Below are 12,843 nucleotides of genomic sequence, written 5' to 3' on the forward strand. Positions count from 1 at the left end.
TCGCGTCCCGGCCGCGGACATTCGGGCACCGACAGTGGCGTACGGGAGTCCCTGTCGGGTCCCTACAGAAAGATGCCGACTCCAGCCGGAAACGTGTGGTCCACGGGCCCGCCCGCGCGACATGATCGGTGCCGACAGGCCACGACAGCAGGGAGACCTCCGTGCCTCATACGATCGACGAAGCCTTCACGGCGCTTCCGCTACGCGCCCTGGCCGACGCGGCGCTGGCACGCGCGCGTGCCCTCGGTGCGGAGCACGCGGACTTCCGGTTCGAGCGGGTGCGCAGCGCGTCCTGGCGGCTGCGGGACGCCCGGCTCGCCGGGTCCTCGGACACCACCGACCTCGGCTACGCGGTGCGCGTGGTGCACGGCGGGACCTGGGGCTTCGCCTCCGGGGTGGACCTGACGCTGGACGCCGCCGCGAAGGTCGCCTCGCAGGCGGTCGCCATGGCGAAGCTGTCCGCGCAGGTCATCAAGGCGGCGGGCTCGGACGAGCGGGTGGAGCTCGCCGACGAGCCCGTGCACGCCGACAAGACGTGGATCTCGTCGTACGAGATCGATCCCTTCACCGTGCCCGACGAGGAGAAGTCGGCGCTGCTGGCGGACTGGAGCGCGCGGCTGCTGGCCGCGGACGGCGTCAACCACGTGGACGCCTCACTGCTGACGGTCCACGAGAACAAGTTCTACGCCGACACCGCCGGGACCGTGACCACCCAGCAGCGGGTCCGGCTGCACCCGCAGCTGACCGCCGTCTCGGTCGACGAGTCGAGCGGCGAGTTCGACTCCATGCGCACGATCGCGCCGCCGGTCGGCCGGGGCTGGGAGTACCTGACGGGGACCGGCTGGGACTGGGAGGGCGAGCTGGAGCAGATCCCCGGGCTGCTCGCCGAGAAGATGCGGGCGCCGAGCGTGGAGGCGGGGCCGTACGACCTCGTCGTGGACCCCTCCAACCTGTGGCTGACGATCCACGAGTCCATCGGGCACGCCACCGAGCTGGACCGCGCCCTCGGCTACGAGGCCGCCTACGCCGGCACCTCCTTCGCCACCTTCGACCAGCTCGGCAAGCTCCGGTACGGCTCGGACCTGATGAACGTCACCGGTGACCGCACCGCCGAGCACGGTCTCGCGACGATCGGGTACGACGACGAGGGCGTCGCGGGCCAGTCCTGGGACCTGGTCAAGGACGGCACCCTGGTCGGCTACCAGCTCGACCGGCGCATCGCGAAGCTGACCGGGTTCGAGCGCTCCAACGGGTGCGCGTTCGCCGACTCCCCCGGGCACGTGCCGGTGCAGCGCATGGCGAACGTCTCGCTCCAGCCGGATCCGGCCGGGATGTCGACCGAGGACCTGATCGGCAGCGTGGACCGCGGCATCTACGTCGTCGGCGACCGGTCCTGGTCGATCGACATGCAGCGCTACAACTTCCAGTTCACCGGGCAGCGCTTCTTCAGGATCGAGAACGGGCGGATCACCGGCCAGCTGCGGGACGTGGCCTACCAGGCGACCACCACCGACTTCTGGGGCTCGATGGCGGCGGTGGGCGGTCCGCAGACCTATGTCCTCGGCGGCGCCTTCAACTGCGGCAAGGCGCAGCCGGGCCAGGTCGCGGCGGTCTCGCACGGCTGCCCGTCGGCCCTCTTCAAGGGCGTCAACATCCTTAACACCACGCAGGAGGCCGGTCGATGAGCGCCCGTACCAACAAGCCGCACGAGATCGTCGAGCGGGCCCTGGAGCTGTCGCGGGCCGACGGGTGTGTCGTCATCGCCGACGAGCAGTCGACCGCCAATCTGCGCTGGGCGGGCAACGCGCTGACGACGAACGGCGTCACGCGCGGGCGGACGCTCACCGTCGTCGCGACCGTCGACGGCAAGGAGGGCACGGCCTCCGGTGTCGTCTCCCGCTCGGCCGTGACCCCACAGGAACTGGAGCCGCTGGTGCGGGCCGCCGAGGCCGCCGCGCGCTCCGCCGGGCCCGCCGAGGACGCGCAGCCGCTCGTGACGGACGTACCGGCGTCCCAGGACTTCACCGACGCCCCGGCCGAGACGTCGTCGACGGTGTTCGCGGACTTCGCCCCGGCCCTGGGCGAGGCGTTCGCACGCGCGCGTGCGGGCGGTCGGGAGCTGTACGGCTTCGCCAACCACGAGATGGTCTCGACGTACCTGGGCACGTCCACCGGGCTGCGGCTGCGGCACGACCAGCCCAACGGGACGCTGGAGCTGAACGCCAAGTCGCCGGACCGCACCCGCTCGGCCTGGGCGGGGCGTGCCACCCGGGACTTCAAGGACGTGGACCCGACAGCGCTCGACGCCGAACTGGCCGTACGTCTGGGCTGGGCGGAGCGGCGGCTGGAGCTGCCGGCGGGCCGGTACGAGACGCTGCTGCCGCCGACCGCCGTGGCCGACCTGCTGATCTACCAGCTCTGGTCGGCGTCGGGACGGGACGCGGCCGAGGGCAGGACCGTGTTCTCCAAGCCGGGCGGCCGCACGCGCGTGGGCGAGCAGCTGAGCGAGCTGCCGCTGACGCTGCGCAGCGATCCGAACGAGCCGGGTCTGGAGTCCGCGCCCTTCGTGATCGCGCACGCCTCCGGGGGCGACCAGTCGGTGTTCGACAACGGTCTGCCGCTCACGGCCACCGACTGGCTGCGCGAGGGCGAGCTGCGGCACCTCACGACCACCCGGCACAGCGCGGGCCTGACCGGGCTGCCGCTCGCTCCGGCGGTCGACAACCTGATCCTGGACGGCGGCGAGGACCGCTCGATCGAGGAGATGGTCGCGAGCACCGAGCGCGGGCTGCTGCTGACGTGCCTGTGGTACATCCGCGAGGTCGACCCGGCGACGCTGCTGCTCACGGGCCTGACCCGGGACGGCGTCTACCTGGTCGAGAACGGCGAGGTGACCGGCGAGGTCAACAACTTCCGGTTCAACGAGTCGCCGGTGGGCCTGCTGGGGCGGGCGACGGAGGCGGGGCGCACGGAGAAGACCCTGCCCAGGGAGTGGGGCGACTGGTTCACCAGGGCCGCCATGCCGGCTCTGCGCGTCCCCGATTTCAACATGAGCTCTGTCAGTCAGGGCGTATAACCTCGTAGTCGGCTGTCACCCGACTGCCCGAGATCATCAAGGAGACACGAGAACCGTGACGGACATCGTCGACGAGCTGAAGTGGCGTGGCGTGATCGCCCTGTCCACTGACGAGGACGCATTGCGCAAGGCGCTCGCGGACGGTCCCGTCACGTTCTATTGCGGTTTCGACCCGACCGCGGCCTCGCTGCACGTCGGCCACCTGGTCCAGGTCCTCACCATGCGCCGCCTCCAGCAGGCGGGCCTGCGCCCGCTCGCGCTGGTCGGCGGTGCGACGGGCCAGATCGGCGACCCACGTCCGACGGCCGAGCGCACCCTGAACGACCCGGAAACGGTCGCGAACTGGGTGACCCGGCTGCGCGGCCAGATCGAGCCCTTCCTCTCCTTCGAGGGCGACAACGCCGCGGTGATGGTGAACAACCTGGACTGGACGGCCGGTCTGTCGGCCATCGAGTTCCTGCGGGACATCGGCAAGCACTTCCGCGTCAACAAGATGCTCACCAAGGACTCCGTCGCCCGCCGGCTCCAGTCCGAAGAGGGCATCAGCTACACGGAGTTCAGCTACCAGCTGCTCCAGGGCATGGACTTCCTGGAGCTGTACCGTCGGTACGGCTGCACGCTCCAGCAGGGCGGCAGCGACCAGTGGGGCAACCTCACGGCGGGTCTGGACCTGATCCACCGGCTGGAGCCGCACGCGGGTGTGCACGCGCTGGCGACGCCGCTGATGACCAAGGCGGACGGCACCAAGTTCGGCAAGACCGAGGGCGGCGCCATCTGGCTCGACCCGGAGATGACGACGCCGTACGCGTTCTACCAGTTCTGGCTGAACGCGGACGACCGGGACGTCTCGACGTACCTGCGCATCCTGTCCTTCAGGTCCCGTGCGGAGCTGGAGGAGCTGGAGAAGCAGACGGAGGAGCGTCCGCAGGCCCGTGCCGCGCAGCGTGCGCTGGCCGAGGAGCTGACGACGCTGGTGCACGGCGCCGACCAGACGGCCGCCGTGATCGCCGCGTCCCGCGCGCTCTTCGGGCAGGGCGAGCTGACGGATCTGGACGATGCGACGCTGGCGGCGGCGCTGTCCGAGGTGCCGCACGTCCAGGTCGCCGAGCTCGGCCCGGTGGTCGACCTGTTCGCCGAGGTCGGGCTGGTGGCCAGCAAGTCGGCCGCTCGGCGCACCGTGAAGGAGGGCGGGGCCTACGTGAACAACGTCAAGGTCGCCGGCGAGGACGCGGTGCCCGCGAAGGAGGACCTGCTGCACGGGCGCTGGCTGGTGCTGCGGCGGGGGAAGAAGAACCTGGCGGCGGTGGAGTTCACCGGCGCGTAGCGCTCCGCGGGGGCGCCGGATCGGGGGCCTCGTAGGGGTGCGGTGATCTGCGGGGTGCGGCCTTCGTCGTGGCTGGTCGCGCAGTTCCCCGCGCCCCTTGACGGCGTGCGGTGATCTGCGGGGTACGGCCTTCGTCGTGGCTGGTCGCGCAGTTCCCCGCGCCCCTTGACGGCGTGCGGTGATCTGCGGGGTGCGGCCTTCGTCGTGGCTGGTCGCGCAGTTCCCCGCGCCCCTTGAGGGCGTGCGGTGCGGGGCGTCGATCAGGTCACGTCTGCTGCACCTTCTTCTTGCCGATCGTCGCCACGTAGAGCATGTCGCCCAGGTAGACGATGATCACGGCGGCGACGATCTGGAAGATGTGGCGGCTCCAGTCGATGCCGCGGGTCGACTCGACGCCGAACGCGCGGGCGATGGAGTTGCCGACGATGGCGCCGAGGATGCCGAAGATCGTGGTCAGCCAGAGGGGGCTGTGCTGCTTGCCGGGGATGATCAGCTTGGCCAGCAGGCCCAGCACGAATCCCACGATGATCGCCCACAACCAGCCCATGGCTGCCTCCTCGTACGGCTCGGGGTGAGCAGTACGCCCAGTCTTGGTCCGGCCCCGGTACGCCGCATGCGGGGTACCGCCGTACGCGTTACGGCTCAGCGCGTTCCCCCAGGTGGCAGGGGCCCCGGTCTCGTAGGCGGCGGAGACGAGGCGTACCGTGGAGAGTGTCCCGGCCCGGTCCCCCGACCGGGGACGAAGGGGTACGGGCAGGGGGAGAGTCCGATGCGGGCGGATGGTGGAATGTGATGCGGAAGCTGCACGCGAGCGGCAACACCGAGGTGTTCCGGATCACCGGCGCCCGTACGGGCCTCCAGGACGACGTGCGCGGCCGGCAGCGCCGGTACGTCATCTCGATGTCGATCCGCACCCTGTCGGTGATCCTCGCGGCCTCACTGTGGAACGTCGAACGGCACGTGGCGATCGTGGCATTGGTGCTGGGCGTGATCCTGCCGTACATCGCGGTGGTGATCGCGAACGCGGGGCGGGAAAATGCGCCGGGTCTGCCGTCGACGTTCGTGAGCGCGCCGATGCGGACGATGATTGCGCCGCCGCGGACGAACGACGGTTTCGCGGAATCGGTCCCGGAAGATGTGGTGGACGACTCGGGGACCGGCGCACAAAGCAAACCGCGCGACGGTGCGTGACGCCGCGGACCGATAGGTTCCGAAAGACGACTCCGCGCCAAGCTCAGGAAAAGCTCAGATCAATAGTGTTGTTCAGGTGCCGGGCGGCGGGTTACCCGTGACATACTTCGTAGGCGCTCCGCATCCCCCGTCGGAGCGACGGACCGACGCCGGGCAGCTCCCCCCGTGGCTGCTCGGCGTCGCCTTTTTGTGCGCGAGTTGTGAGACGAATCTGTGAGTGACACGCCCATCTGTTCTGCCAAGGGATGTCGCGCCGATGCCGTGTGGGTGCTGGCGTGGAACAATCCCAAGATTCATACGCCGGAGCGGCGCAAGACGTGGCTCGCGTGCGAGGAACATCGCGAGCATCTTTCGCAGTTTCTCGGCGTACGGGGGTTTTTGAAGGACGTCGTCCTGCTGACGGAGTGGGAAGCGCGGGAGGTCTGAGATCTTCCGCCGCCGGCCGTCTCTGGCTGGTCGCGCGGTTCCCCGCGCCCCCTTCCGGGGGCGCTTTCGAGGGCGCTTCCGGTCAACCGCCGATCGCGGACATCGGCCGGTCCGGCTGTACGAACGAGGGGTCGTCCAGGCCGGCGCCCGCCTTCTTGCCCCACATCGCCAGACGCCAGATGCGGGCGATCTCCTCGTCGGGGGCGTCGGAGCGCAGGGCGGCTCGCAGATCCGTCTCCTCGGTCGCGAACAGGCAGGTGCGTACCTGGCCGTCGGCGGTCAGGCGGGTGCGGTCGCAGGCCGAGCAGAACGGGCGGGTGACGGAGGCGATGACGCCGACGACATGCGGGCCGCCGTCCACCACCCAGCGCTCCGCCGGGGCCGAGCCACGCTTCTCCGCGCCCTCGGCGGTCAGCTCGAAGCGGGTGCGCAGGGACGTCAGGATGTCACCGGCGGTGATCATGCCGTCGCGCTTCCAGCCGTGCTGGGCGTCCAGGGGCATCTGCTCGATGAACCGCAGCTCGTAGTCGTTCTCCACCGCCCAGGCCAGCAGGTCCGGGGCCTCGTCGTCGTTCAGGCCCGGCATCAGGACGGAGTTGACCTTGACCGGGGTCAGGCCGGCGGTGCGGGCGGCGTCGAGGCCCTCGAGGACGTCCTTGTGACGGTCGCGTCGGGTGAGGGTCTTGAAGACGTCGGGGCGCAGGGTGTCCAGGGAGACGTTGACCCGGTCCAGGCCGGCGGCCTTGAGGGCGGCCGCGGTGCGCTTGAGGCCGATGCCGTTCGTCGTCAGGGACATCTGGGGGCGCTGGGCGAGCCCGGCGACCCGCTCGACTATGCCGACCAGGCCGGGGCGCAGCAGGGGCTCGCCGCCGGTGAAGCGGACCTCCTCGATACCGAGCGAGGTGACGGCGATGTCGATCAGGCGGACGATCTCGTCGTCGGTGAGCAGGTCCGGCTTGGCCAGCCACTGCAGTCCCTCTTCAGGCATGCAGTACGTGCACCGCAGGTTGCAGCGGTCGGTCAGCGAGACTCTCAGGTCGGTGGCCACCCGGCCGTAGGTGTCGATGAGCACGTGGGCCCCCTCCCTCGACGCGACCAGTTTCAACTTCCGTCACCTGCGAGCCTACGTGACCGCACTGACAGTGACACAGGCCCGATCCCACGACGTAAGACGCGGCCGCGTCGTAGGTCCCTACGACGCGGCCGCTTCCGAGGGCCTGCTCAGTGGGCGCCGGTGCCGGTCAGGGACCGGACCTCCAGCTCCGCGTACTTGCCGGCGTCGGGCTCCTCCTTGGACAGGACCGTGCCGAGCCAGCCCATGAGGAAACCGAACGGGATGGAGATGATGCCCGGGTTCTTCAGCGGGAACCAGGCGAAGTCGACGTCCGGGAACATCGCCTTCGGGTCGCCGGAGACGACCGGCGAGAACAGCACCAGGCCGACGGCGACGATCAGACCGCCGTAGATCGACCACAGCGCGCCCTGGGTGGTGAACCGCTTCCAGAACAGGCTGTAGAGGATCGTCGGCAGGTTGGCGGAGGCCGCGACCGCGAAGGCCAGGGCGACCAGGCCGGCGACGTTCAGGTCGCGGGCGAGGGCGCCGAGCAGGATGGAGACGGCGCCGATGCCGATGGTGGCGAGGCGGGCCGCCCTGATCTCCTCCTTCTCGGTGGCCTGGCCCTTCTTGATCACGTTCGCGTAGATGTCGTGGGCGAACGACGAGGACGAGGCCAGTGTCAGACCGGCGACGACCGCGAGGATCGTCGCGAAGGCCACCGCGGAGATGGTGGCGAGCAGGATCGCGCCCCATGCCGAGTCGACGCCGCCGAGATGCAGGGCGAGCAGTGGTGCCGCCGTGTTCCCGGACGGGTTGGACGCGATGATCTCGTCCTGTGAGATGAGCGCGGCGGCGCCGAAGCCGAGGGCAATGGTCATCAGGTAGAAGCCGCCGATGATGCCGATCGCCCAGTTCACGGACTTACGGGCGGCCTTGGCGTTGGGCACCGTGTAGAAGCGGATCAGGATGTGCGGCAGACCGGCGGTGCCCAGAACCAGGGCGATGCCGAGGGAGATGAAGTCCAGCTTGGAGGTGCCGGTGGCGCCGTACTGGAGGCCGGGCTCCAGGAAGGCGGCGCCCTTGCCGCTGTTCTCGGCGGCCTTGCCCAGCAGATCCGAGATGTTGAAGTTGAACTTCAGCAGCACCAGGAACGTAATGAGGATCGTGCCACCGATGAGCAGCACGGCCTTGACCATCTGGACCCAGGTGGTGCCCTTCATGCCGCCGATGGAGACGTACACGATCATCAGGACGCCGACGAGGGCGACGATCAGGATCTTGCCGGCGTCGGTGGTGATGCCGAGCAGCAGCGAGACCAGGACACCCGCGCCGGCCATCTGGGCCAGGAGGTAGAAGATCGACACGACGATGGTGGAGGTGCCGGCCGCGGTGCGCACAGGGCGCTGGCGCATGCGGTACGCGAGCACGTCACCCATCGTGTAGCGGCCGGAGTTCCTGAGCGGCTCGGCCACCAGGAGCAGGGCGACCAGCCAGGCGACCAGGAAGCCGATGGAGTACAGGAAGCCGTCGTAGCCGAAGAGGGCGATCGCGCCCGCGATGCCGAGGAACGACGCGGCGGACATGTAGTCGCCGGAGACGGCGAGGCCGTTCTGGAAGGCGCTGAAGGACCGGCCGCCCGCGTAGAAGTCGGCGGCGTCCTTGGTCTGGCGGCCCGCCCAGACGGTGATGAACAGCGTCGCCACCACGAAGCAGGCGAACAGGGTGATGATCAGCGGCCGGTGCTCGCTGGCCTCGTTCGCGGCAAGGGTCATCGCGGGGCTCATGCGCCGCCCTCCATACGGGTCTTGATCGCCTCGGCCTTGGGGTCGAGCTTGCTGCCGGCGTGGCGGGAGTACCACCAGGCGATGAGGAACGTGGTCACGAACTGGGCGATACCGAAGACGAACGCGACGTTGATGTTGCCGAACAGCTTGGTGCCCATGAAGTCGCCCGCGTAGTTCGACAGCAGGACGTACAGCAGGTACCAGGTGATGAAGGCGACGGTCAGCGGGAAGGCGAAGGAGCGGTAGGAGCGGCGCAGTTCACCGAACTCCGCACTCTGCTGCACCTCGGTGAACTCCTCGGTGGAGGGGAGTTGGTGTTGCTCTTTCGAGGGGGGCGGTGCGTCGGTAGCCACGGAGTCTCCTCGCGTTGCGGGCGCTGTTGCGACGGTGGACGGGGACGGTTGGGGGGTTGGGGACGGTTCAGAGGTGGGGGACGGGTCGGGTGCGGACATGGCGGCTCTGTTCTTCGAAGTGACATGGATCACTTGAGCCGGCTGGCGATGTTAGGGCCCCGGCGCGTGATCCGACAGGGGGCTCGATCGTGCTCGCGCCTCCTGTCCAAGGTCACGGCGCCACGCGAGGACCGGTTCAACTCCCGGGGCTTCTTTCCGAAGTCGCCTCGGCCGGATTGCTGGCCAGCAGGTTCAGGGATAGCTTCACCCCAGCACCACTCGTCATGTACCTGCCCGAGCGCCACACGCGGCTCGGGCGGTTCCGGTTCCGGATGATGTGGAGATCCCATGGCTCATCTGCGGTCCAGACGGCGACTCGCCCTCGCCGTCCCGCTCGTTCTGTCGCTGACCGCCTCGCTCGGCTTCCTGCCGACGGCGGCCTCGGCGGCACCGTCCACGGAGCCCGTCGCACGGGCCGCGGACGGGCCCACGCTGGCCTATGTCGTCAACACCAGGCCGGACCACCGCACGGTGCAGTCGGTGCGCAAGGCGATCGAGGCGGCCGGGGGGACCGTCGTGATCGCGTACGAGCGGATAGGCGTGATCGTCGTCCATTCGGCGCACTCCGACTTCGCCACGGTGATGCGCGAGGTGCACGGCGTGCAGTCGGCGGGCGTGACACGGACGACGCCGCTGACCGCCGCGGGGACGACGGACGAGGGTCCCGTCCAGGTCCTGACGGAGCAGCAGGCCGCGAGGACCGCGCGGGCGTCGAACGCGGCGGGCGCCGCCGAGCCGCTCGAGGCCGACCAGTGGAACCTGCGCGCCATAGGCGCCGACAAGGCCGCCACGATCAACCCGGGCAGCCCGAAGGTGACCGTCGCCGTGATCGACAACGGCGTCGACGACACCCACCCCGACCTCGCGCCGAACTTCTCCGCCGCCCAGTCGGCGAACTGTGTCGGCGGCAAGGCGGACACCGGCGCGGGCGCCTGGCGGCCGTACACCAGCACCGACTCCCACGGCACGCACGTCGCGGGCGAGATAGCCGCGCCCCGCAACGGCATCGGCATCGCGGGCGTGGCACCCGGCGTGAAGGTCTCCGCCATCAAGGTGAGCGACCCCGTCAACGGCCTCTATTACCCCGAAAGTGTCGTGTGCGCCTTCGTGTTCGCCGCCGACCACGGGGTGGAGATCACGAACAACAGCTACTACGTCGACCCGTGGCTCTACAACTGCGTGGACGACCCCGACCAGCGGGCCATCGTGGACGCCGTCAACCGGGCCCAGCTCTACGCCCAGCGCAAGGGCACCCTGAACCTGGCGTCGGCCGGCAACTCCAACCACGACCTCGACTCCGACGCGCTCGTCGACGACAGCAGCCCCGACGACTCGACGCCCGTCGAGCGCACCATCGACCCGCACGAGTGCTTCGACGTGCCGACCCAGCTGCCGGGCATCGTCACGGTCAGCGCGACGGGCGTGAAGAACCTCAAGTCGTACTACTCCTCGTACGGTTACGGCGTGGTCGACATCGCGGCTCCCGGCGGCGACCGGCTCTACCAGATCCCCGACACGCCGTCGAAGAACGGCCGCATCCTGGCCACCCTCCCGAACAACCAGTACGGCTACCTCCAGGGCACGTCGATGGCCTCCCCGCACGCCGCGGGCGTCGCCGCGCTGCTGAAGTCCCGTTACCCGAAGGCGACTCCGGACCAGCTGCAGGCGCTGCTGAAGGCCCAGGCGGACAACCCGGGCTGCCCGGAGTCCTACGACCAGAACGGCGACGGCACCCCGGACGCGGTGTGCGTGGGCGGCAAGCGGGTCAACGGGTTCTACGGATTCGGGATCGTCGACGCCCTGGACGCCGTCGACTGAGACCCGTACTGCATAGTGCGGTCATGACTGCACTCGGTACTGCCTGGTCCGCGGTGGGCGGCGACGCCGCCCTGCTGCCGCGGGTGTCGACCGTGGTGCGGGAGGGCGCGCTCGACGCGCGCCTTCCCGTACGGGAGTTGGCGCGCGCCTGTGTGGGCGCGTGCGCGCTGGCCGCCGCCGAGCTGGGGGCGCGGCGGGCCGGGCGGGCCGAGGTGCCGCGGGTGCGGCTGGACGACGGGGCGGTCGCCACGGCGTTCGTGAGTGAGCGGCATCTGCTGGTCGAGGGGCGCGCGCCGGTCTGGTTCGCGCCCCTGTCCCGGTTCTGGCCGACGGCGGACGGCTGGGTGCGTACGCACGCGAACTATCCGCACCACCGGGCCGGGCTGCTGGCCGGGCTGGGCCTGACGCAGGACGATCCGGACGCCGTCGGGGCTGCGCTCGCCGAACGGTCCGCATCCGAGGTGGAGGAGGCCGTGTACGCGGCCGGCGGGCTGGCCGTCGCTCTGCGTACCCCGCGGGAGTGGGCGGCGCACGAGCAGGCGGTGGCGGTGGCCCGGCGGCCCCTCGTCGAGCACGAGCGGCTGGACACGGCACGCGCGCGTGAGCTCCCGCCGCTCGACGGCACTCCCCTGCTGCCCGCCGCCGGGGTACGTGTCCTGGATCTGACGCGGGTCATCGCGGGACCCGTCGCCACCCGCACACTGGCGCTGCTCGGCGCGGACGTGCTGCGCCTGGACGCGCCGCGGCTGCCCGAACTGGTCGACCAGCACACCGACACGGGCTTCGGTAAGCGCTCGGCGATGCTGGACGTGGCGGCGGACCGGCGCGCCTTCGAGGAACTCCTCGCGGCGGCTGACGTCGTCGTCACCGGCTACCGGCCGGGCTCTCTCGACCGGTTCGGCCTGTCGCCGCAGGCCCTGGCGGAGCGGCGGCCCGGACTCGTCGTGGCGCAGTTGTCGGCGTGGGGCGCGTACGGGCCGTGGGGCGGGCGCCGCGGCTTCGACAGCCTCGTGCAGGTCGCCACCGGGATCGCCGCGACCGAGGGCTCGCCCGAGCGTCCCGGCGCCCTGCCCGCGCAGGCCCTCGACCACGGCACCGGCTACCTGCTGGCGGCGGCCGTCCTGCGGGCGCTGACCGAGCGGGCGGAGCGGGGCGGCGGGCGTTGCGTACGGTTGGCCCTGGCCCGTACGGCTCTCTGGCTGACGGAGGGGATCCGGCCTGGCCCGCCGGGCGAGGTGCCGTACGAGGCTCCCGACGCCTGGCTCGGCGAGCGGGACAGCGCGCTCGGGCGGCTGCGGTACGCCATGCCGCCGGTGTCGTTCGAGGACGGTCCCCGCGACTGGGCGCGACCGCCCGGGGTGTGGGGCGCGGATCCGGCGCGCTGGCACTGAGCGCCACAACGCGGATCCGGCGCGCTGGCACTGAGCGCCGCAACGCGGATCCGGCGCGCTGGGGCCGAGTCCCGGCACCGCGTCGGCGCGCTGGGACCGAGTCCCGACAACCCGCCGACGCGCTGGGACCGAGTGCCGGCAACCCGCCGACGCGGTGGGACTGAGTGCCGGCAACGCCGGAGCCGTATCCCGGGGCGGAATGCTCTGCCCCCACTTGTTTTCCGGCACTTGCCCGGCTCTGCGTTGATTTGTGAAGATCTTGAGGTGACGTTGACAAGATCCTCCACCGGCGTGTCCGACGGGAGCGCGCCCGGACCGCGCCCC

The 12,843-nt window shown here is 70.5% G+C and carries 11 protein-coding genes; 7 read left to right on the plus strand and 4 right to left on the minus strand.

Going from position 1 to position 12,843, the window contains the following annotated elements; translation table 11 throughout:
* The first annotated feature begins 161 nt into the window (after nucleotides 1–161).
* The 3 genes from ACGFW6_RS43195 to tyrS are packed head-to-tail and all read left to right on the plus strand — an operon-like array spanning nucleotide 162 to nucleotide 4,400.
* A complete protein-coding gene (locus ACGFW6_RS43195) occupies nucleotides 162–1,685 on the plus strand; it encodes a TldD/PmbA family protein (protein WP_393522713.1) in 1,524 nt (507 codons plus the stop codon).
* The gene (locus tag ACGFW6_RS43200) at nucleotides 1,682–3,076 is read left to right on the plus strand and encodes a metallopeptidase TldD-related protein (protein WP_393522715.1); all 1,395 of its coding nucleotides are present in this window, start codon (nucleotides 1,682–1,684) and stop codon (nucleotides 3,074–3,076) included. The genes ACGFW6_RS43195 and ACGFW6_RS43200 overlap by 4 nt, the downstream gene beginning before the upstream one ends.
* A 55-nt stretch (nucleotides 3,077–3,131) precedes the next feature.
* Nucleotides 3,132–4,400, plus strand: coding sequence for a tyrosine--tRNA ligase (tyrS, locus tag ACGFW6_RS43205; protein WP_393522718.1), 1,269 nt, complete (start codon nucleotides 3,132–3,134; stop codon nucleotides 4,398–4,400).
* A gap of 265 nt (nucleotides 4,401–4,665) precedes the next feature.
* Here the strand turns inward: tyrS and ACGFW6_RS43210 are convergent, their stop codons facing one another.
* Complete coding sequence (locus tag ACGFW6_RS43210; protein ID WP_393522721.1) at nucleotides 4,666–4,947, minus strand: GlsB/YeaQ/YmgE family stress response membrane protein; 282 nt, start codon at nucleotides 4,945–4,947, stop codon at nucleotides 4,666–4,668.
* A gap of 245 nt (nucleotides 4,948–5,192) precedes the next feature.
* On the opposite strand from ACGFW6_RS43210, the gene ACGFW6_RS43215 reads away from it, so the two are divergent.
* A complete protein-coding gene (locus tag ACGFW6_RS43215) occupies nucleotides 5,193–5,591 on the plus strand; it encodes a DUF3099 domain-containing protein (RefSeq protein ID WP_393522723.1) in 399 nt (132 codons plus the stop codon).
* 213 nt (nucleotides 5,592–5,804) lie between these two features.
* The gene (locus ACGFW6_RS43220; protein WP_393522725.1) at nucleotides 5,805–6,017 is read left to right on the plus strand and encodes a hypothetical protein; all 213 of its coding nucleotides are present in this window, start codon (nucleotides 5,805–5,807) and stop codon (nucleotides 6,015–6,017) included.
* A gap of 82 nt (nucleotides 6,018–6,099) precedes the next feature.
* On the opposite strand, the gene moaA is transcribed toward ACGFW6_RS43220, so the two are convergent.
* The 3 genes from moaA to ACGFW6_RS43235 all read right to left on the minus strand — a co-directional run bounded on the left by moaA (nucleotide 6,100) and on the right by ACGFW6_RS43235 (nucleotide 9,211).
* The gene (gene moaA / locus ACGFW6_RS43225; protein WP_393522728.1) at nucleotides 6,100–7,089 is read right to left on the minus strand and encodes a GTP 3',8-cyclase MoaA; all 990 of its coding nucleotides are present in this window, start codon (nucleotides 7,087–7,089) and stop codon (nucleotides 6,100–6,102) included.
* A 149-nt stretch (nucleotides 7,090–7,238) separates the two neighbouring features.
* Complete coding sequence (locus ACGFW6_RS43230; protein WP_126901741.1) at nucleotides 7,239–8,858, minus strand: cation acetate symporter; 1,620 nt, start codon at nucleotides 8,856–8,858, stop codon at nucleotides 7,239–7,241.
* Nucleotides 8,855–9,211 carry a DUF485 domain-containing protein gene (locus ACGFW6_RS43235; RefSeq protein ID WP_393522731.1) on the minus strand — a complete coding sequence of 119 codons (357 nt, stop codon included), beginning with the start codon at nucleotides 9,209–9,211 and terminating at the stop codon, nucleotides 8,855–8,857. The genes ACGFW6_RS43230 and ACGFW6_RS43235 overlap by 4 nt, the downstream gene beginning before the upstream one ends.
* A gap of 387 nt (nucleotides 9,212–9,598) precedes the next feature.
* Here ACGFW6_RS43235 and ACGFW6_RS43240 point away from each other — a divergent pair, with 387 nt between their 5' ends.
* Both ACGFW6_RS43240 and ACGFW6_RS43245 read left to right on the plus strand, forming a co-directional pair.
* On the plus strand, nucleotides 9,599–11,128 hold the full coding sequence (locus ACGFW6_RS43240) for a S8 family serine peptidase (RefSeq protein WP_393522733.1): 1,530 nt from the start codon (nucleotides 9,599–9,601) through the stop codon (nucleotides 11,126–11,128).
* Between the two features lie 23 nt (nucleotides 11,129–11,151).
* On the plus strand, nucleotides 11,152–12,519 hold the full coding sequence (locus ACGFW6_RS43245; RefSeq protein WP_393522736.1) for a CoA transferase: 1,368 nt from the start codon (nucleotides 11,152–11,154) through the stop codon (nucleotides 12,517–12,519).
* The last annotated feature ends 324 nt before the right edge of the window (nucleotides 12,520–12,843 follow it).

Source organism: Streptomyces sp. Y7, assembly GCF_043195415.1.
In the GTDB taxonomy this organism is placed as follows: Bacteria; Actinomycetota; Actinomycetes; order Streptomycetales; family Streptomycetaceae; genus Streptomyces.